17 protein-coding genes and 1 pseudogene are annotated in these 20,330 nt (G+C 72.7%); 9 read left to right on the plus strand and 9 right to left on the minus strand.

Annotated features, from left to right (window positions below):
• The first annotated feature begins 29 nt into the window (after positions 1-29).
• The gene (locus tag ABZT12_RS13365) at positions 30-1,202 is read left to right on the plus strand and encodes an acetyl-CoA acetyltransferase (RefSeq protein WP_356382115.1); all 1,173 of its coding nucleotides are present in this window, start codon (positions 30-32) and stop codon (positions 1,200-1,202) included.
• 73 nt (positions 1,203-1,275) lie between these two features.
• Positions 1,276-2,721: an argininosuccinate synthase gene (gene argG / locus ABZT12_RS13370; RefSeq protein ID WP_356382118.1), complete on the plus strand. Its 1,446-nt coding sequence runs from the start codon at positions 1,276-1,278 to the stop codon at positions 2,719-2,721.
• Between the two features lie 1,273 nt (positions 2,722-3,994).
• Here argG and ABZT12_RS13375 read toward each other — a convergent pair.
• The 5 genes and pseudogenes from ABZT12_RS13375 to ABZT12_RS13395 form a co-directional block, all read right to left on the minus strand.
• Positions 3,995-4,660, minus strand: a complete 666-nt coding sequence (locus ABZT12_RS13375) for a pyridoxal 5'-phosphate synthase (protein WP_356382121.1) — start codon at positions 4,658-4,660, stop codon at positions 3,995-3,997.
• Between the two features lie 62 nt (positions 4,661-4,722).
• Positions 4,723-4,923: pseudogene (locus ABZT12_RS13380) on the minus strand (GNAT family N-acetyltransferase); the annotation flags it as partial.
• Entirely contained in the window at positions 4,920-5,522 is a 603-nt protein-coding gene (locus ABZT12_RS13385; RefSeq protein WP_356382124.1) for a GNAT family N-acetyltransferase, read from the minus strand. The pseudogene ABZT12_RS13380 and the gene ABZT12_RS13385, both read right to left, overlap by 4 nt.
• 94 nt (positions 5,523-5,616) lie before the next feature.
• Entirely contained in the window at positions 5,617-6,090 is a 474-nt protein-coding gene (locus ABZT12_RS13390; RefSeq protein ID WP_356382127.1) for an OB-fold domain-containing protein, read from the minus strand.
• A 13-nt stretch (positions 6,091-6,103) separates the two neighbouring features.
• Entirely contained in the window at positions 6,104-6,553 is a 450-nt protein-coding gene (locus tag ABZT12_RS13395) for a DoxX family membrane protein (RefSeq protein WP_356382130.1), read from the minus strand.
• Positions 6,554-6,770: 217 nt separating this feature from the next.
• Between ABZT12_RS13395 and ABZT12_RS13400 the strand changes: the two genes are divergently transcribed.
• The 5 genes from ABZT12_RS13400 (at position 6,771) to ABZT12_RS13420 (ending at position 13,492) form a co-directional block, all read left to right on the plus strand.
• Positions 6,771-8,366: a subtype B tannase gene (locus tag ABZT12_RS13400; RefSeq protein ID WP_356382363.1), complete on the plus strand. Its 1,596-nt coding sequence runs from the start codon at positions 6,771-6,773 to the stop codon at positions 8,364-8,366.
• A gap of 110 nt (positions 8,367-8,476) precedes the next feature.
• Positions 8,477-9,679 carry an NAD(P)/FAD-dependent oxidoreductase gene (locus ABZT12_RS13405; protein ID WP_356382133.1) on the plus strand — a complete coding sequence of 401 codons (1,203 nt, stop codon included), beginning with the start codon at positions 8,477-8,479 and terminating at the stop codon, positions 9,677-9,679.
• Positions 9,680-9,821: 142 nt separating this feature from the next.
• Entirely contained in the window at positions 9,822-12,047 is a 2,226-nt protein-coding gene (locus ABZT12_RS13410; protein ID WP_356382136.1) for an acetate--CoA ligase family protein, read from the plus strand.
• A gap of 1 nt (position 12,048) precedes the next feature.
• Entirely contained in the window at positions 12,049-12,843 is a 795-nt protein-coding gene (locus ABZT12_RS13415) for an enoyl-CoA hydratase-related protein (RefSeq protein WP_356382139.1), read from the plus strand.
• 58 nt (positions 12,844-12,901) lie between these two features.
• Positions 12,902-13,492, plus strand: a complete 591-nt coding sequence (locus ABZT12_RS13420) for a flavin reductase family protein (RefSeq protein WP_356382366.1) — start codon at positions 12,902-12,904, stop codon at positions 13,490-13,492.
• Here the strand turns inward: ABZT12_RS13420 and ABZT12_RS13425 are convergent.
• Positions 13,489-14,850 (minus strand): MFS transporter, encoded by a 1,362-nt coding sequence (locus tag ABZT12_RS13425; RefSeq protein WP_356382143.1) that lies wholly within the window; start codon positions 14,848-14,850, stop codon positions 13,489-13,491. The two genes, ABZT12_RS13420 and ABZT12_RS13425, sit on opposite strands and share 4 nt — an antisense overlap.
• A 60-nt stretch (positions 14,851-14,910) precedes the next feature.
• Here ABZT12_RS13425 and ABZT12_RS13430 point away from each other — a divergent pair, with 60 nt between their 5' ends.
• Positions 14,911-16,029, plus strand: coding sequence for a helix-turn-helix domain-containing protein (locus tag ABZT12_RS13430; protein WP_356382146.1), 1,119 nt, complete (start codon positions 14,911-14,913; stop codon positions 16,027-16,029).
• Here the strand turns inward: ABZT12_RS13430 and ABZT12_RS13435 are convergent.
• From ABZT12_RS13435 to ABZT12_RS13445, 3 genes are read right to left on the minus strand one after another with little or no spacing between them, the layout of a single operon-like run.
• On the minus strand, positions 15,951-17,003 hold the full coding sequence (locus tag ABZT12_RS13435) for a Zn-dependent alcohol dehydrogenase (RefSeq protein WP_356382149.1): 1,053 nt from the start codon (positions 17,001-17,003) through the stop codon (positions 15,951-15,953). The genes ABZT12_RS13430 and ABZT12_RS13435 overlap by 79 nt on opposite strands.
• 11 nt (positions 17,004-17,014) lie before the next feature.
• Positions 17,015-18,187, minus strand: coding sequence for an acyl-CoA dehydrogenase family protein (locus tag ABZT12_RS13440; protein ID WP_356382152.1), 1,173 nt, complete (start codon positions 18,185-18,187; stop codon positions 17,015-17,017).
• Between the two features lie 55 nt (positions 18,188-18,242).
• Entirely contained in the window at positions 18,243-19,154 is a 912-nt protein-coding gene (locus ABZT12_RS13445) for an SDR family NAD(P)-dependent oxidoreductase (protein ID WP_356382155.1), read from the minus strand.
• Between the two features lie 95 nt (positions 19,155-19,249).
• On the opposite strand from ABZT12_RS13445, the gene ABZT12_RS13450 reads away from it, so the two are divergent.
• Positions 19,250-20,185 (plus strand): cyclase family protein, encoded by a 936-nt coding sequence (locus tag ABZT12_RS13450; RefSeq protein WP_356382158.1) that lies wholly within the window; start codon positions 19,250-19,252, stop codon positions 20,183-20,185.
• The last annotated feature ends 145 nt before the right edge of the window (positions 20,186-20,330 follow it).

Raw genomic sequence — 20,330 nt, forward strand, 5'->3', positions numbered from 1 at the left:
GACCCCGTATCTGATGTACCGTCAGATTTATGGCCTCCGGTACCAGGAAAGTCGCCGTCGTCGGTGTGGCCCTCTCCGACTGCGGGCGGGTGGACGACCTGACCGCGTACGCCCTGCACGCCCAGGCGGCCCGCCGGGCGCTGGCGGACGCGGGGCTCGGCCGGGACCGGGTGGACGGCTTCGCGTCGGCGGGGCTCGGCACGCTCGCCCCCGTCGAGGTCGCCGAGTACCTGGGCCTGCGTCCGACCTGGGTCGACTCCACCTCGGTCGGCGGCTCCACCTGGGAGGTCATGGCGGCGCACGCGGCCGACGCGATCGCGGCCGGCCACGCCAACGCCGTGCTCCTCGCCTACGGCTCGACGGCCCGCGCCGACATCAAGGCCGGCCGCCGCACCGGGAACCTCTCCTTCGGCGCCGGCGGCCCGCTCCAGTTCGAGGTCCCCTACGGCCACACACTGATCGCCAAGTACGCGATGGCGGCCCGCCGTCACATGGTCGAACACGGCACGACCGTCGAGCAGTTGGCGGAGGTGGCGGTGCAGGCGCGGGCCAACGCCGGGCTCAACCCGGAGGCGATGTTCCGCTCCCCGATCACCGTGGACGACGTGCTCTCCGGCCCGATGATCGCCGACCCCTTCACCAAGCTGCACTGCTGTCTGCGCTCGGACGGCGGGGCGGCGGTCCTGCTGGCGGCCGAGGAGTACGTACGCGACTGCCGTACCGAGCCGGTCTGGGTACTCGGCACCGGGGAGCACGTCTCGCACGGCGCGATGTCGCAGTGGCCCGACTTCACCGTCTCCCCGGCGGCGGTGAGCGGACGGCTGGCCTTCGAGCGGGCCGGGGTACGGCCCGCGGAGATCGACTTCGCGGAGATCTACGACGCCTTCACCTATATGACCCTGGTCACACTGGAGGACCTCGGTTTCTGCGGCAAGGGCGAGGGCGGCGCGTTCGTCGGGAAGGGCCGTCTTGAGGTCACCGGCGGCGACCTGCCGGTGAACACCGACGGCGGCGGACTGTCGGCCCAACACCCGGGAATGCGGGGCCTGTTCCTGCTCGTGGAGGCGGTCAGACAACTGCGCGGCGAGGCGGGCGCCCGGCAGGTGCGCAAGGGCCGGGAAGGGCGCCTGCCCCGGCTGGCGGTGGCGTCCGGGACCGGTGGGTGGTTCTGCTCGGCGGGGACGGTGGTGCTGGGGCGGTGACCGCCCCGCCCACACACGGAGGGTGACCGGAGCTCCTTTTGCATGATCATGCGTGAGGGTGCATACTCTTCCTATGTCTAAGGTCCTCACCTCCCTTCCCGTCGGCGAGCGCGTCGGCATCGCCTTCTCGGGCGGCCTCGACACCTCGGTCGCGGTCGCGTGGATGCGCGACAAGGGCGCCGTCCCGTGCACGTACACCGCCGACATCGGCCAGTACGACGAGCCCGACATCGCCTCCGTGCCCGGCCGCGCGCAGGCCTACGGCGCCGAGATCGCGCGCCTGGTCGACTGCCGGGCGGCGCTGGTCGAGGAGGGGCTGGCCGCGCTGACCTGCGGGGCGTTCCACATCCGCTCGGGCGGGCGCGCCTACTTCAACACCACCCCGCTCGGCCGTGCCGTCACCGGCACGCTGCTGGTCCGGGCGATGCTGGAGGACGACGTCCAGATCTGGGGCGACGGCTCGACCTTCAAGGGCAACGACATCGAGCGGTTCTACCGCTACGGCCTGCTCGCCAACCCCCACCTGCGGATCTACAAGCCGTGGCTGGACGCGGACTTCGTGACGGAGCTGGGCGGCCGCAAGGAGATGTCCGAGTGGCTGCTCGCCCACGGGCTGCCCTACCGGGACAGCACCGAGAAGGCGTACTCCACCGACGCCAACATCTGGGGCGCCACCCACGAGGCCAAGACGCTGGAGCACCTCGACACGGGTGTGGAGACCGTGCAGCCGATCATGGGCGTCCGCTTCTGGGACCCCGAGGTCGAGATCGCCGCCGAGGACGTGACGGTCGGCTTCGACCAGGGCCGCCCGGTGACGCTCAACGGCAAGGAGTTCTCCTCCCCCGTCGACCTGGTGATGGAGGCCAACGCCATCGGCGGCCGGCACGGCCTGGGCATGTCCGACCAGATCGAGAACCGGATCATCGAGGCGAAGAGCCGCGGCATCTACGAGGCGCCCGGCATGGCCCTGCTGCACGCGGCCTACGAGCGGCTCGTGAACGCGATCCACAACGAGGACACCCTCGCCCAGTACCACAACGAGGGCCGGCGGCTGGGCCGCCTGATGTACGAGGGCCGCTGGCTCGACCCGCAGGCCCTGATGGTCCGCGAGTCGTTGCAGCGCTGGGTCGGCTCGGCGGTCACCGGCGAGGTCACCCTGCGGCTGCGGCGCGGCGAGGACTACTCGCTTCTGGACACCTCGGGTCCCGCGTTCAGCTACCACCCGGACAAGCTGTCGATGGAGCGCACCGAGGACTCGGCGTTCGGCCCGGTGGACCGGATCGGCCAGCTCACCATGCGCAACCTCGACATCGCCGACTCCCGCGCCAAGCTGGAGCAGTACGCCGGGCTCGGCCTGATCGGCAGCGGCAACACGGCGATCGGCGCCGCGCAGGCCGCCGCGACCGGCCTGATCGGCTCCATGCCGGAGGGCGGCGCCGAGGCGATCGCCTCGCGCGGCGAGGTCTCCGCCGACGACGAACTGCTGGACCGCGCGGCGATGGAGTCCGGCACGGACTGACCCCCCGGGGGGGCCTCTTCTGTCTTTCGCCAAGGCGGCCCGGTCGGGCTCGGGGTGATGGGAACTGCCGCTGTGACGCGGCGAGTTCGACGTCCGCGGGCTCGCCGCAGGCCGCAGTAGGCGCGGGAGGCGGAATCGGCGTGCATGCAGGCGAAGGCGGAGACGAATACGGGCGACTTCACGGTGTATGACGCCCGCCCATCAGGACGCGATCGGGGTGAACCATCACGTCTGTAATCCCGTAGACGCGATTACCAGCTCAAGCATCGAGTCGATGGGACATCACGCAATGCCGCCTTCCAACCAACCGGGGCAGGACGGACAGAGATACGCCGTACCGGCCAACCCCACAGCGGCGAGCCCAGAGCAGCCGAGTTACGCCGCCCAGTACGCCGTGCCGAGGAACTTCGCAGCGGCGAGCCCAGGGCAACCGAGTTACGCCGCCCAGTACGCCGCACCGGCCAACCCCACAGCGGCCAGCCGAGAGCAGCCGAGTTACGCCGCCCAGTTCGCCGCACCGATGAACCCCACAGCGGCGAGCCCAGCGCAGCCGAGTTACGCCGCCCAGTTCGCCGCACCGATGAACCCCACAGCGGCTTGGGACACACCTGCACCTCGAGCGCCCCTTCCTGCCCATGCGACCCTCCCAGGCGAACGGCCGAATCGGCCCACACCTGCCGTTCGGGTCGCCCCAGGCGAAATGATGCTCCAGCAGGGAGTCGGTCCCGATGTGATTGGGAGGGGCGCGAACGCGCCGGCCCAGCCGGGAGTGCCCCACTCCCGCGACCTCCCGTGGCTGCCCGAGGCGGTCAGACTGGGACAAGGGCAGCACTCCGGCGAGAGGGCGAATCCCTCCCAGCCTCACCAGCCCTACCAGCCGCAGGGCCATCAGCACAGTGCCGGCAGGGGGAGGTAGAAGTGACCTGGTCGGAGGCATGTCCGCGCTGCGGCTGTCCCTTCCGCGTGTGACCTTCATCAAGGTCATGTAACCGCCCCGGGGAGGAGACGACGAGACCGGGTACTACTCGCCCGGCAAGGTCGAATCCGATGGCCGTGGGCGCCGAGGACGTACAAGAGGAGCCCCGGCGGCTGCGGAGTGCAGTCGCCGGGGCTCCGACGTCTGCGTGGGGTGGAGCCGCTCGCCCGCCTGCGACCGCTCGCGCACGACGTCGTACAGGCCGGGGCCGAGCGCGTCGCGCGGGCTCAGCCCGAGGGCCGCCGCCGACGGCCACGGCAGGACCCGCGGCTCACCGCGGACGACCTGCACGCAAGCCTAGGGCCACAGCAGTCCCCGGTCCCATCCCTCCGCCGCACGGAGGTAGTCGACGCGTACGTGCCGCCGCCGCTCGTCCCCCTGGAAGAACTCCACCTCGTCCGGGCGCAGCCGGTACAGCGTCCAGGTCGGGGCCGGGGTCTCCGGTTCGGCCCGCGCCCGCTCCCAGGCCGCCTCCGACGCCCGCGCCAACTCCGCGAGGGACGCGAGGGGTTGGCTCTGCCGGCCGGTCAGGGCGGCGGCGAGGGCGCCGGTGGAGCGGACGTGCAGATCGGTGCGGGCCTCGACGGACGGGGCCTCGGTGACCGGTCCCCTGACCCGGATCTGCCGGCCCAGGCGCGGCCAGTAGAAGGCCAGGGCCGCGTACGGGCGCCCGCTCAGCTGGGTGCCCTTGCGGCTGGTGGAGTGGGAGGCGAAGGACCAGCCGTCCTCGTCCGCGCCGTGCAGCATCACGATCCGTACGTCGGCCCGGCCGTCCGCGTCCGCCGTCGCCAGGGACATCGTGTGCGGCTCGGGCTGGCCGGCCGCGACCGCCTCCGCCAGCCACGCGGTGAAGAGCGCCAGCGGCTCGTCCGGCACGGTGTCCGGGTCGAGCGGTGGCAGCTCGGTGGTCTCCGGGTCCCACACCCGAAGCGACTTCAGCAGCTCGTGAAGATCCGTTCCCATACCCCGAGTATCGCCTCGCGGGACCGCCGTCACCTCCCCGACGGGGAGAAGCCGCGGTGGCGGGCCGCGCGTACGGCGCCGTCCCGTTCCAGTACGCCGAACACGGGCGCCGCGTCCCCGTAGAGACGCGTGCCGCGGTCCCGCAGCGCCCTGGTCACCGTCAGCGGGACCGTGTGCAGCGCGGGCCGGGAGCGCAGGAAGTCACCGGCGCGGAGCAGGAAGTCGTCCAGGTCCTCGGTGAAGTACCAGACGGGAGCGGTCACTTGAGGTCCACCGCCGGGTCGGTCGCCAGCCGGCCGTGCAGGTGGACGTCGCGGAACGCGTCCAGTCGGCCCGCCTCGAACATCGCGCCCCGCAGGGTCCCCTCGGCGCGGAATCCGCACTGTTCGGCGATGTGGCAGGAGGCGTCGTGGCCGAGGGCATGGCCCAGTTCGAGGCGGTGCAGACCCAGCCCGGTCAGGGCCCAGTGGGCGGCGAGGACGAGGGCGCGGGTGGCGACGCGCCGGCCGCGGGCCTCGGGGAGGGTCCAGTAGCCGACGCGGGCGACGCGGAAGGTGCGGTCGATCTCGTTGACGCCGATGTGGCCGAGGGTCCTGCCGCTCGACGCGTCCGTGACCCGGAACGAGGCGCTGAGGCCGTTGGCCGCGTTCTCGGCGCGGGCGCGCAGCGAGCCGCGGGCTCCGGCCAGGTCGGTGACCGGGTTGAGCGGGGTGTTCCACTGCTGGAAGCCGGGGTCGGAGACTCCGCGCAGCCACTCCGCCACCTCGGCGTCGGAGCCGGCGTCCCAGGGGCGCAGCAGCAGTCCGTGACCGCGGAGCTCCGGGACGGGGTGGGTGAGGGACCGCTCGCGTATGTGGGCCATCACTCCATTGAAGCAAGCCGCCCGCGATCGGGTCCGGCCGACCGATACTCCACGCCCGGGCCCGGCCGGACCGCTCCTTCGCGATCGGCTCCGGTCAACGTCCCGCGGTCGGGTCCGGCCGACTCTCAGCGCTCGCGCTCGCGCTCGCGCCCGCCCCCGCACCCGCGCCCGGGGCGGACGGGACGCGGAACACCGGCACCCCGTCCCGGAACGCCACCGCCAGCTCCATCCCGGCCCGCAGGGCGTGCGCGCCGCCCACGACCTCCGTCATCATCCGGGGCCCCTCGGCGAGGTCGACGACGGCTGCGACGTAGGGGACCCGCTCGTCGAAGGGCGGCAGATCGTTGCGGTGGACGACGGACCAGGTGTACAGCGTGGCGCGCCCGCTCGCGGTCTCCCAGGTGACGGAGGTGCTCCAGCAGTGCGGGCAGAACTCGCGGGGGTAGTGGTGGGCGCGCCCGCACTCCGCGCACCGCCGCACCAGCAGCCGGCCCTCGGCCGCCGCCGCCCAGTACGTCCGGGTGAAGGCGTCCGCCTCGGGCAGGTCGGACCGCGCGCCGCCGGTCACCGCCGTCCGCCCATCAGAACAGGCCCAGGGCGCTGTCCAGGGACCAGGTCTGCCAGGCCATGGCGAAGAGGGCGACCAGCGAGATCAGCGCCATCATCGAGTTCTGCCCCTGCTCGGCCCAGTCGTGGATCATGAGCGTGAAGTAGACGAGGTTGAGGAGCGCTCCGGCGACCAGGGCGACCGGGGTGAGGAAGCCGGCGATCAGGCCGAGTCCCAGGGCGAGTTCGGCGTAGGCGACGACGTACGCCATCGTGCGCGGGCGGGGCGCGACGACGGTGTCGAAGCCGGAGCGTACGGCGCTCCAGCGGTGCTCGGCGGCGATGTCCGCCGCCCACTTGATGCCCGAACCGCGTTCGAACCAGGCCTTCTTGTCCTTGTGGCGCCAGCTCTCCAGCCACCACAGACCGAGCCCTATGCGCAGCACGGCCAGCCATTCCGCTCCACTGAGCCAGATCGCGTCCACGAATCTGACGGTACGTCAGAAGTGAGGGAAAGCCGAGAGGGGCCCAGGAATTTCCTGTGCGCCGCCCGGGTCTCTGTGGGTCCGCCATGAATGCGCGGCAGATTGTTGACGATTTTGTCAGCCGCCGAATACGTTCGCCGTCGCAAGGTCAGGGAGCCGGAACAGCGGAAGAGGCAGCACGGTGAAGCACAGGGCAGTGAAGCGCAGGACGGTCGTCATGGGGATCGGCGCGGGTGCCGGGGTCGCGGCGGCCGGCGGCCTCGCTCTCAGCGCGCGTGCGGCGAGCGACGGGACCTCCACGAAGGCCGCGTCCCCCGCGGACGGCCTGGTCTTCGACCCGGACAGTTACACGAAGCTGACGACGACGGTCACGGACACGGACGGCGCCGACCACTCCGTGACGTACCACTTCTGGAAGGCGATCACCTACGTCGCCAAGCCGGTCGACGCCGCCTACCAGTCGCTCAATGTCAGCGTGCCGGTCGAGATCGACGGCAGGGCCGTGGACGCCACGGACGCGCCGATCCTCTTCGCCAACTCCGTCGGCGGCTACATGCCCTCCTCCGTCGCGGACGCCACCGGCATCGGCGGCGGCAGCGGCGCCATGGGCGGCGGCGCGGCCTCCAGCGGCGCCCCGTCCGGCAGCCCCGCGCCCAGCGCCTCGGCCTCCGGCGCCACGGGCGCCACCAACGGCACCGGGGGCGCCCTCGACACCAACCAGCTGCTCGCCCTGGCCGCCGGGTACGTCGTCGTCGAGCCCGGCGCCCGCGGCCGGACCCTGAAGAACTCCGCCGGCGACTACTACGGCACCGCCCCGGCCGCGATCGTCGACCTGAAGGCGGCGGTGCGGTACGTGCGGGCCAACAAGGGCCGCATCCCCGGTGACACCGACAGGATCGTCTCGGCGGGCACCAGCGCGGGCGGCGCCCTCTCCTCGCTGCTCGGCGCGTCCGGCGACAGCCCGGCCTACGACTCCTACCTCAGGGAACTGGGCGCCGCCGACGCCTCCGACGCGGTCTTCGCGACCGGCGCCTGGTGCCCGATCACCGACCTGGAGCACGCCGACGGCGCCTACGAGTGGAACTGGGGCGGCACCGTCACCCAGTCCACCGGCAAGGTCGTGGACCAGTCGGTCTCCAAGGCGCTGCGAGCTCAATTCGCCGAATACCAGGCGTCGTTGAAGTTGCGCGGCCTGAACCGCTTCGGCACGCTCACCGCCCGCAACCTGGACGACTACCTGCTGGAGACCTATATCCGGCCGTCGGCCACCCGGTACCTGGCCGCACTCTCGGCCGCCGACCGTACGGCCTACCTGACCGCCAACCCCTTCATCACCTGGTCCGCCGGCCGGGCCACCTTCACCTGGTCCGACTACCTCGCCCACGTCGGCGCCCGGAAGAAGACCGCCCCGGCCTTCGACGCCTTCGACCTGTCGGCCGGCGAGAACAACGAGTTCGGCGCGGGCACGACCCTGGCCCGCCACTTCACGGCGTACGGCGCGAAGAACGACTCCACCGGGCTGAGCACCAAGCGGGTGGCGGGCGACCTCCCCGCCAAGCTCGACCTGATGAACCCGATGCACCACCTCGCGCTGAAGAACCAGGGCCGCTCCAAGCACTGGTGGATCCGGCTCGGCACCAAGGACACCGACACCGCGCTGACGGTCTCCGCGAACCTCGCCGCCGCCGCTGCCGGGCTGGGCGACGACGTGAACCACCTCTACTACTGGGACGAGGGCCACGGCTCCAACACCGACCCGGGCGACTTCATAACGTGGATCGCCGAGGTCACCGGCTACCGCGCCGGGAAGTAGCACGCCTACGTCACCGGTGCGAGCCGCCTCTCCTCACCCGTGATCAATCCGCAACCGATTCCGGGCTTGACTGAGACCCATCAACCCGGTGCGTGATTACGCTCGCGCTCATGGCCGACTCCACAGCGTCCGCGGACACCGCCGCGCAGAACCCCGCAGACCGACCCGTGTACGTCATCGGGGGCGGCCCCGGCGGCCTCGCCGTCGCGTCCGCGCTGCGCGCCCGGGGTGTCCGGGCCGTCGTCCTGGAGAAGTCCGACCAGGTCGGCGCGTCCTGGCGGCGCCACTACGACCGGTTGCGCCTGCACACCACCCGGCGGCTCTCGGCGCTGCCCGGGCTGTCGATGCCGCGCCGGTTCGGGCGGTGGGTGAAGCGGGACGACGTGGTGCGCTACCTGGAGAAGTACGCCGAGGTGCACGAACTGGAGATCGTCACCGGCGTCGAGGTCTCCCGGATCGAGCGGACCGCCGACGGCTCCGGCTGGCTGCTGCACGCCACCGGCGGCCGTGAGCTGACCGGGCGCGCGGTCGTCGTCGCCACCGGCTACAACCACACCCCCCGGATACCCGACTGGCCCGGCCGCACCGGCTACACCGGCGAGTTCCTGCACGCGGGCGAGTACCGCGACGCGGCCCCCTACGCGGGCCGGGACGTGCTGGTCGTCGGCGTCGGCAACACCGGCGCCGAGATCGCCGTGGACCTCGTGGAGGGCGGCGCCTCCCGGGTCCGCCTCTCGGTCCGCACCGCCCCGCACATCGTCCGCCGGTCCACGGCGGGCTGGGCGGCCCAGTACACGGGCATTCTCGTACGACGGCTGCCGGTCGGCCTGGTCGACCGGCTCGCCGGGCCGATGGCCAGGCTGAGCGTGCCCGACCTCTCCGCGCACGGGCTGCCCCGGCCGGACACCGGCCTCTACAGCAGGGTCAGAGAGGGCGCGGTCCCCGTGCAGGACGTCGGCCTGATCGACGCCGTACGCAAGGGGCGGGTGGAGGTGGTGGCCGCCGTGGAGGGTTTCGAGGACGGCAAGGTGGTGCTGGCCGACGGCACCCGCGTCGGCCCGGACGTGGTCGTCGCGGCCACCGGATACGTCCGCGCCCTGGAGGGGCTCGTCGGTCACCTCGGAGTGCTGGACGCGCGCGGCCGGCCGGTCGTGCACGGCGCCCGCGCCCCCAAGGACGCGCCCGGCCTCTACTTCACCGGCTTCACCAACCCCATCAGCGGCATGTTCCGCGAACTGCGCATCGACGCGGAGCGGATCGCGAGGACCGTGGCGAGGGTGATCAGGAAGGCGGACGGGAAGAGCGGGGCGTAGGGGGACCGCGTCCCGGGAACAGGTCCCGCGCGACGGGTCCGCCCGTTCTTTGCGTGCACAAGTGTTCCTGACGCTCCGTCAGTTCAGTAATCTGACAGGGCGTCAGGAACTGTTGTGCTGTCACACGGGAACGGGCGGACCGATGCTTGGATCAACCCACGGCACCCTCACCACCGACTCCCGCCGGGCCCGGGTCATCGCCTGCGGTGAGCAACCCGGACCCGCCGTCCACGGCCGGCCGGCCGACGTAGGCGATCTCGACGTCGGCGGCCGTCCGCTCTACGCCGGCGTGCCCGACCTGGACCGCTTCTTCCGGCCCGAGTCCGTCGCCGTCGTCGGCGCCTCGGACACCGAGGGCCGCCCCAACACCGGCATCACCCGGCAGATCGTCGCCTGGGCCGAGCGGGTCGGGGCGCGGCTGCACCCGGTGCATCCCACCCGCGAGACGGTGTTCGGCATCCCCTGCCACCGGTCCGTCGCCGAGCTGCCCGAGCAGGTCGACCTCGCCGTCCTGCTGATCGCCGACCCGTTGCCGGTGATCAGCCAACTCGCGGACGCCAAGGTGAGGTTCGCGGTCGCCTTCGCCTCCGGGTTCGCCGAGACGGGCGAGCGGGGCGCCCTCGCGCAGGCACGGCTCGCGGCGGCCGTGGGCCGGTCCGGGCTGCGCCTGCTCGGACCCAACACCAACCTGAACGCCTTCGAGGAGTTCCGGCAGGACCTCACCGGCCCGGCGATCGCCCTGATCACCCAGTCCGGGCACCAGGGCAGGCCGGTCTTCGCCGCGCAGCAGCTCGGCATCCGCCTCTCGCACTGGGCCCCGACCGGCAACGAGGCGGACCTGGAGACCGCCGACTTCATCTCCTACTTCGCCGAGCGCCCCGAGGTCGGTGCCATCGCCTGCTACGTGGAGGGCCTCAAGGACGGCCGCGCCTTCCTCCTCGCCGCCGACCGGGCCGCCCGGCGCGGGGTGCCCGTCGTCGCCGTCAAGGTGGGCCGCACCGAGACCGGCGCCCGCACCGCCGCCACCCACACCGGCAAACTCACCGGCGCGGACACGGTGGTGGACGCGGCGATGCGCCAGTACGGCGTGATCCGCGTCGACGCCCTCGACGAACTCCAGGACGCCGCCGCCCTGTTGGCGCGGGCCCGCGCTCCACGCGCCGAGGGCGTGGTGGTCTACTCGATCTCCGGCGGCACCGGCGCCCACTTCGCCGACCTCGCCACCGAGGCCGGTCTGCGGCTCCCCTCGCTCTCACCGGCCCGGCAGGCCGCACTGCACGAGTGGATCCCCCCGTACCTGAGCGTGGCCAACCCCGTGGACAACGGCGGTCACCCGGTGGGCGACTGGCGCGGCCGGAAGATCATCGACGCGATCCTCGACGACCCCGAGGTCGGCGTCCTGGTCTGCCCCGTCACCGGCCCGTTCCCCCCGCTCAGCGACAGACTCGTCCAGGACCTGGTGGACGCGGCCGAGCACACGGACAAGCTGGTGTGCGTGGTGTGGGGCTCACCGGTGGGCACCGAACCGGCCTACCGCGACGTCCTGTTGGGCTCCTCCCGGGTCGCCACCTTCCGCACGGTGGGCAACTGCATCACCGCGCTGCGCGCCTACTTCGACCACCACCGCTTCGTCCGCGCCTACCGCTCCCCCTTCGACGAGGCCCCGCGCACCCTCTCCCCCTCCTACCGCAAGGCCCAGGCCCTGATGCGCCCCGGCCAGCAGCTGAGCGAGCACGCGGCCAAACAGCTCCTGCGGGCTTACGGCATCCGGGTGCCGCGCGAGCAGCTGGTGACCAGCGCGGCGGCGGCCGTACGGGCGGCGGGCCTGGTGGGCTACCCCGTGGTGATGAAGGCGTCCGGCGCCCGCATCGCCCACAAGACCGAACTCGGCCTGGTCAAGGTCAACCTGACCTCGGCCAGTCAAGTCCGTGACGCTTACCGGGAGTTGACAGACATCGCCCGCTACGAGGAGGTCGCGCTGGACGGCGTGCTGGTCTGCCAGATGGTCGAACGGGGCGTCGAGATGGTCGTCGGCGTCACCCAGGACGAGCTGTTCGGGCCGACGGTGACCGTCGGCCTGGGCGGAGTGCTGGTGGAGGTGTTGCGGGACGCGGCCGTACGGGTACCGCCCTTCGGCGAGGACGCCGCCCGCTCCATGCTCGCGGAGCTGCGCGGCCGGGCCCTGCTGGACGGGGTACGGGGACGCCCGCCGGCCGACCTGGACGCGCTGGTGGAGGTGGTCCTGCGGGTGCAGCGCATGGCGATGGAGCTGGGCGACGTCCTCTCCGAGCTGGACATCAACCCGCTGATGGTGCTGGAACGGGGACAGGGCGCGGTGGCCCTGGACGCGCTGGCGGTGTGCCGCTGACATGGCCGACACCCTGGTTCTGCACACGACCGAGGCACACGTCTCGCGCATCACCCTCAACCGCCCCGAGGCGCTGAACGCCATCACCCCCGCCCAACGGGACGTCGTCATCGGCCTGTTGCACCGGGCGTCGGCCGACCCGGCCGTACGGGCGGTCGTCCTGACGGGTACGGGCCGGGGCTTCTGCGCGGGCGCGGACCTGCGGGGCGGCGCGACCGTCACGGGCGAGCGGGTCCCCGGCGATGTCAGCCGGATGATCCGCGAGGGCGCCCAACGCCTGATCGCCGCCGTCCTGGACTGCGAGAAGCCGGTGATCGCCGCCGTGAACGGCACGGCGGCGGGCATCGGCGCGCACCTGGCGTTCGCCTGCGACCTGGTCCTGGCCGCCGAATCGGCCACGTTCGTCGAGGCCTTCGTACGGCGCGGGCTGGTACCGGACGGCGGCGGCGCGTACCTCCTCCCCCGCCTGGTCGGCCCCCACCGCGCGAAGGAGCTGATGTTCTTCGGGGACACGCTCGGCGCGGCGGACGCGGAGCGCCTGGGACTCGTCAACCGGACCGTTCCGGACGGGGAGTTGGAGAAGACGGCCCGCGCGTGGGCACAGCGCCTGGCCACCGGCCCGACCCGCGCCCTCGCCCTGGCCAAACAACTCCTCAACGCATCCCTGGAGAGCGACCGCGCCGCCGCCTTCGCGGCGGAGGCGGCGGCCCAGGAGATCAACATGACCACCCGGGACGCCCAGGAGGGCGTGGCGAGTTTCACGGAACGACGGAGCGCGGAGTACCGGGGACGGTGAGCCCTTCCTATCTGACGTTCCGTCAGCTTCAATGAGGAGTGTGATGGGACACGCGGGAATGGCGGCAGCGGCGGTCCGCTACCTCAGGTCGGCGCAGGGACCACCGGTCGCGCGGCCCGTGGAGGCGCTCCCCCGACCGGAGTTGCGGTGTGTCGGGGACGACGAGCGGGCGCCGGTCGAGCCGGCGGAGTTCCGGCGCGTGCTGGGGTCCTTCGCGACCGGCGTGACCGTGATCACCGCCCCGGCCGCCGACGGCGGGACCGGCCCGGCCGGCTTCGCCTGCCAGTCCTTCTCCTCCCTCTCCCTCGACCCGCCGCTCGTCGCCTTCATGGTCGGCCGGACCTCCACGACCTGGCCGCGCATCGCTCGCGCGGGCGCCTTCTGCGTCAACGTCCTCGGCGCGCACCAGGGCGAGTTGTGCCGGGGCTTCGCCCGCAGCGGCACGGACAAGTTCGCGGGCGTCGGGTACGACCGGGCGCCCGTCTCCGGCGCCCCCCGGCTGGCCGAGGCCCTCGCCTGGATCGACTGCGCCGTGCACGCCGTCCACACCGGCGGCGACCACCTGATCGTGGTCGGCCGGGTGACCGCCCTGGGCACCAACGCCCCGGACACCCCGCCCCTGTTGTTCCACAACGGCCGCTTCCTCTAGACCGGCGCGCCGAGCACCCCGGCGACCGGCCGCCGGCGTATCACCAGCGCCATCAGGGCCGCCGCCGCGCAGAGCGCCCCCGACGTGTACCAGACCATGTCGTACGAGCCGAACGCGTCGCGGGCCACCCCGCCGAGGAAGGCGACCAGGGCCGCGCCGATCTGGTGCGAGGCGAGGACCCAGCCGAAGACGATGGCGCTGTCCTCGCCGTACTGCTCGCGGCAGAGGGCGAGGGTGGGCGGCACCGTGGCGACCCAGTCGAGGCCGTAGAAGACGATGAAGAAGAGCATCGGCGGATGGACGGTGGGGGCGAGGAGCATCGGGAGGAAGAGCAGGGAGACGCCGCGCAGGGCGTAGTAGACGGCGAGCAGGCGGCGCGGTTCGAAGCGGTCGGTGAACCAGCCGGAGGCCACCGTGCCGACCACGTCGAACACCCCGATCACCGCGAGCAGTGAGGCCGCCGCCGTGATGGGCATGCCGTGGTCGTGGGCGGCGGGCACGAAGTGGGTCTGGACCAGGCCGTTGGTCGAGGCGCCGCAGATCGCGAAGGTGCCGGCCAGCAGCCAGAAGGGGCCGGTGCGGACCGCCTTGGCCAGGACGCCCACGGTGCGCCGGGCCGCGCCCGTGACCGGTGCCGGCTTCGGTACGAACACGGTCGCGCCGTACGGCTTCACGCCCACGTCGGCCGGATGGTCGCGCAGCAGCAGCCAGACGAAGGGGACGACCACGAGGGCGGCGAGGGAGACCGTGACCGCCGCCGGACGCCAGCCGTGCCCCTCGACGAGCCAGGACAGCGCCGGCAGGAAGATCAGCTGGCCCGACGCCGAGGCCGCGGTGAGGATGCCGGTGACCAGGCCCTTGCGCTCGGTGAACCAGCGGTTGGTGACGGTCGCGGCGAACGCGAGGGCCATCGAGCCGGAGCCGAGACCCACCAACAGGCCCCAGTACAGCATCAGTTGCCAGGCCGCCGTCATCCACACGGTCAGGCCCGAGCCGAGCGCGATGACGGTCAGCGCGACCGCGACCACCCGGCGGATGCCGAACCGGTCCATCAGCGCCGCCGCGAAGGGCGCCGTCAGTCCGTAGAGGGCGAGGTTGACGGAGACCGCGGCCCCGACCGTGCCGCGGGACCAGCCGAACTCCTGGTGCAACGGATCGATGAGCAGGCCGGGCAGGGAGCGGAAGGCCGCCGCGCCGATGATCGTCACGAAGGTGACGGCGGCGACGAACCAGGCGCGGTGCGGCGTCGTCCGGCGCCACCGCGGGCGGTCCGTGCGGGCGGCGCCGGATGTCCGCGCGCCGGGGGCGGGTGCCCCGTCCGCGGCGGCTTCGGTTGTCTGGGTCACGCCATAAAGCATCCGGTCTCCCGGTCCCGCCCGACCACTGGCCCGAAGGACAGTGTTCGCTAGGATCGGGCCATGAGCCGTGAGTCGCTGTCCCCCGCGCGTCCGCAGGACGATCCCGAGCCCCGGCCGCACCGCGTCGTCGTCCTCGCCCTCGACGGTCTCCTCCCCTTCGAACTGGGCATCCCGCACCGCATCTTCGGCCGCCCCAAGGACGCCGGGGGACGCCCGCTGTACGAGGTCGTCACCTGCTCGGTCCGGGCGCCCGGCCCGGTCGAGACGGACGCCGACTTCGCCGTCCACGTGCCGCACGGCCCGGAGGCGCTGGCCACCGCCGACACGGTGATCGTGCCGGCCTCCTACGAGCTGGGCCCGGTCTTCGAGAAGGGCGTCCTGACCGACGAACTCGCCGCCGCCCTCGCCCACATCCGCCCCGGCACCCGTCTCGCCTCCATCTGCACCGGTGCCTACGTCCTCGCCGCCGCCGGCCATCTCGACGGCCGCCCGGCCACCACGCACTGGGCCGAGGCCGAGCGTTTCCAGCGGCTCTTCCCCGCCGTCCGGGTCGACGCGGACGTGCTCTTCATCGACGACGGCTCCATCCTCACCTCCGCGGGCGTCGCGGCCGGCATCGACCTGTGCCTGCACATGGTGCGCCGCGACCACGGCACCGCCGTCGCCAACGACGTGGCCCGCCGCACCGTCGTACCGCCGCACCGCGACGGCGGCCAGGCGCAGTACGTCCACCGCCCGGTCCCCGACCCCCGGCAGGCGACCACGGCCGCCGCCCGCGCCTGGGCGCTCGGCCGCCTGCACGAGCCGGTCCAGCTGCGGGACATGGCGGAACGGGAGGCGATGTCCGTGCGCACCTTCACCCGCCGCTTCCGCGAGGAGGTCGGCGTCAGCCCCGGCCAGTGGCTCACCCAGCAGCGCGTGGAGCGCGCCCGGCACCTCCTGGAGTCCACCGGCCTCTCCGTCGACCAGGTGGCCGCGGAGGCGGGTTTCGGCACCGCCCAGTCGATGCGCCAGCACCTTCAGTCGGTGCTCGGCGTCACCCCCACCGCCTACCGCCGCACCTTCCGCACGACCGCCGACCCGCTCGGGGGCTCCGCGGGTCAGAACGTCAGGACTCCCCGCGCCACCCGCCCCGCCGCCGCGTCCGCCGCCGCCTTCTCGAACTCCTCGACCGGGTAGGTCCGGGTGACCAGTTCGTCGAGGAGCAGGCGGCCCTCGCGGTAGAGCCGAGCGTAGAGCGCGATGTCGCGCTGGGGGCGGGAGGAGCCGTAGCGGCAGCCGAGGACGGACTTGTCCAGGTACATCGAGGAGACGAGGAAGGACGCCTCGGCCGTGGCGGGCGGGACGCCGAGGAGGACGGCCTGGCCGTGCCGGTCGAGGAGGTCGATCGCCTGGCGGATCAGCTCGACGCGGCCGACGCACTCGAAGGCGTGGTCCGCGCCGGTCGGCAGCAGGTCCCGTACGCCGTCCGTGGAGGTGAGGAAGTCCGTCGCCCCGAACTGCCGGGCCACCGCCTCCTTCTCGGGGTTCGAGTCGACGGCCACGATCCGCAGGGCGCCCGCCAGCCGGGCGCCCTGGAGGACGTTGAGGCCGATCCCGCCGGTGCCGATCACGACCACGCTCTCCCCGCGGTCCACCCGCGCCCGGTTCAGCACGGCCCCGACCCCCGTCAGGACCCCGCACCCGATCAGCGCGGCCGACGGCATCGGGATGTCGTCGGGGATGCGGACGGCCTGCACCGCCTTGACCACGGTCCGTTCGGCGAAAGCGGAGTTGGACGCGAACTGGTACACCGGCCGGCCCTCGCGCGAGAAGGGCTGCCCCGGCCGCCCGATCGCCTGCCGGCACATCGTGGGCCGGCCCCGGTCGCACTCCGCGCACGTACCGCAGTTGGCGAGGGTGGAGAGCGCCACAGGGTCGCCGGGCGCGACATGGGTGACGCCCGCGCCGACCGACTCCACCACCCCTGCGCCCTCGTGGCCCAGCACCACCGGAACCGGGAAGGGGATGGTGCCGTCCACCACGGAGAGATCGCTGTGGCAGAGCCCGGCCGCCGAGATATCGACCCGCACCTCGCCGGGCCCCGGTTCCCGCACCTCCAGGTCGTCCACGACCTCGATCCGCCCGCCGTCGAAGACCACGCCACGCGCCACGGCCAACTCCCTTATCTCTTGGGCTCTCTGGGCTCTCTGGGCTCTCTGGGCTCTCTGGGCAGACCGAGCACCCGCTCGGCGATGATCGTGCGCTGCACCTGGTCCGAGCCGCCGTAGATCGTGTCGGCCCGGGAGAACAGGAACAGGTGCTGCGACACGTCGAGTTCGTACGGCGCCCGCGCGGTCCAGTCGGCCGGACCGACCGCCGCCGCCGCGCCGCGCACCTGCGTCGCCAACTCGCCGAGCCGCTGATGCCAGCCGCCCCACAGCAGCTTCGTCACGCTCGGCGCCCCGGCCACCCCCGAACTCCCCAGCGTGCGGAGCGCGTTCCAGCGCATGGTGCGCAACTCCGCCCACTGCCGCACCAGTCGGTCGCGCAGCACCGGATCACGCACCGCACCGGTCGCCACCGCCGTCTCCACCACACGCCCCAACTCCGCCGCGAAACCGATCTGCTGGGCCAGCGTCGACACCCCGCGTTCGAAGCCGAGCAGGCTCATCGCGACCTTCCAGCCGCCGCCCTCGCCCCCCACGAGGTGCTCCGCCCGGGCGCGGGCCCCGTCGAAGAACACCTCGTTGAACTCGCTCGTGCCGGTCAGCTGCCGGATCGGCCGGACCTCCACCCGCCCCGGCTGGTCCATCGGCACCAGCAGGAAGCCCAGCCCGTGGTGGTGCCGCGACCCCGCCTCGGTCCGCGCCAGCACGAAACACCAGTCCGCCTCGTGGGCGAGCGACGTCCAGATCTTCTGCCCGGTGATCCGGTAGGTGCCGTCCGTGTCCCGTACGGCGGCCGTCCGCACCCCGGCGAGATCGGAGCCCGCGCCCGGCTCGCTGTACCCCTGGCACCACAGTTCGTCCCCGGCCGCGACCGGCGGCAGGAAGCGTGTCTTCTGCTCGTCCGTCCCGTGTGCGATCAGGGTCGGGGCCAGCAGGTTCTCCCCGATGTGGCCGGACCGGGCCGGCGCCGGGGAGCGCGCGTACTCCTCGGCCCAGACGACCTGCTGGGTGAGGGTGACGCTGCGGTTGCCGTAGCCGGAGGCGGGCCAGCCGAGGCCGATCCAGCCGTCCTTGCCGAGCGTCCGTTCCCAGTCGCGCCGTTCCAGCCCGGCCTCGGCGTGTGCGGAGAGCCACGCCCGGGCCTCGGCCCGAAAGCCTTCGTCCTCGGCACCGAATCCAAAGTCCATCGGCTCCCCCTTCCCTCGCGAACACCCTCTGGGTCCCTCAACCACGGTCGTACGGTCAGGCGTTGGGCCGTTCGCCGTCCCGTGCGGCCCGCTCCATCTCGCGCAGCCGCCCCAGCATCGGCATCGGGTCCACGCCGACCGTCGCGGGCAGGAACTCCGCGATCCGTTCCGGCGTCCAGCCGCCGTCGGCGTATCCGGCCCGCAGCTCCCTCGGCTGGGCCCACACCGCGATCTTCGGGCCGGCCACCGTGTAGACCTGCCCGGTCACCTCCTGCTCCCGGGCCCGGTCGGAGAGCAGGTAGACCACGAACGCGGCCACGTCCTCCGGTTCGCCGATCTCCGTCAGCTCCATCGGGACGTTCGCCGACATCCGGGTCCGGGCGACGGGCGCCACCGCGTTCGCCGTCACGCCGTACTTGTGCAGGCCCAGCGCCGCGCTGCGGACCAGCGAGATGATGCCGCCCTTGGCCGCGCTGTAGTTGGCCTGGGAGACCGAGCCCTGGTGGTTGCCGCTGGTGAAGCCGATCAGCGTGCCCGTCCGCTGCCTCCGCATCACCGCCGAGGCCGCCCGGAACACCGTGAAGGTGCCCTTGAGGTGCGTCGCGAGGACCGGATCCCACTCCTCCTCGCCCATGTTGAACAGCATCCGCTCGCGCAGGATGCCGGCCACGCAGACCACACCGTCGAGCCGCCCGTACGACTCCAGCGCCACGTCGACGACGCGCTGCCCGCCCGCCATGGTGGAGATGTCGTCGGCCACCGCCACCGCTTCCCCGCCGGCCGCCCCGATCTCCTTGACGACGGCCTCGGCGACCTCGCTCGTCGGCGAGGCGCCGTCCGTCGCGACCCCGTAGTCGTTGACGACGACCCGGGCGCCCTCGGCCGCCGCCAGCAGGGCGACCGCCCGGCCTATCCCCCGGCCCGCGCCCGTCACGGCGACGACCTTGCCCGCCAAGAAGTTCCCCACGCCCGGCCCCTCCCGCAGTATCTGACGGTCCGTTAGATTCCTTCTCGGATTCTACGACCCGTCAGCTGCCCGGAGACAAGCCCCGCGGAGGACCGATGTCAGAGCCGACACTTCGCCCGGAGTTCCACGACATCGCCAAGCGCGTGAACAACTGGGGCCGTTGGGGGCCGGACGACGAGATCGGCACCCTCAACCTGATCACCGACGAGGTGGTACGGCAGGCCGCGGCGACCGTCCGCAGCGGGCGCCGGGTGCCGCTCGCCCTCCCCCTCCAGCAGGACGGCGTGCAGACCGGGTTGATCCCGGGGCGGATCAACCCCCTGCACACCATGGTCCAGATCAACCAGGAGATCTTCGGCCCCGGGACGGTGGCGTGCAGCGACGACGCCGTGACGATGGGACTCCAGGCCGCGACCCACTGGGACGCGCTGCCCCACGTCTCGCACTCCGGGAGGCTCTACAACGGCCGCCCCGCCGACTCCGTCACCCCGCACGGCGGCGCCGAGTTCAGCGGCATCGACAAGGCCCGGCACGTCGTCTCGCGCGGGGTGCTCCTCGACGTGGCACGCGCACGCGGGGTGGACCGGCTGGCGGGCGGGCACGCGGTGACGCCGGAGGACCTGGAGGCGGCCGAGGAACTGGCCGGCACCACGGTGCGCGCCGGCGACATCGTGCTCGTACGGACCGGGCAGATCCAGCTTCTCCTCGCCGGTGACAAGCACGGCTACGGCTATCCGTCGCCGGGGCTCTCCCTGCGCACACCGGAGTGGTTCCACGCGCGCGACGTGGCGGCGGTCGCCAACGACACCCTCACCTTCGAGATCTTCCCGCCGGAGATCGACGACCTGTGGCTGCCGGTGCACGCGCTCCACCTGGTCGAGATGGGCATGCTCCAGGGCCAGAACTGGAATCTCGAAGAGTTGTCCACAGCCTGTGGACAAGAAGGCCGCTACGCGTTCCTGCTCTCGGCGATGCCCGAACCTTTCACCGGCGGGACGGGAACCCCGGTGGCCCCGATCGCCGTCCTGTAGGGCGAGTCCGGTTTGACGAGGGCCGGGCAAAGGCCGGACGGCGGCGCGCGACGCCCGCCCCGAGCACGGCACCGCGCGCCGCCGTCCGGCTCCGGCGCAGCCGCCCCGCCTTCCCCCGCCCGTGAGGGAACCGACGCCGAATCAC

It is taken from the genome of Streptomyces sp. NPDC005423, from assembly GCF_040606415.1.
GTDB lineage: Bacteria > Actinomycetota > Actinomycetes > Streptomycetales > Streptomycetaceae > Streptomyces.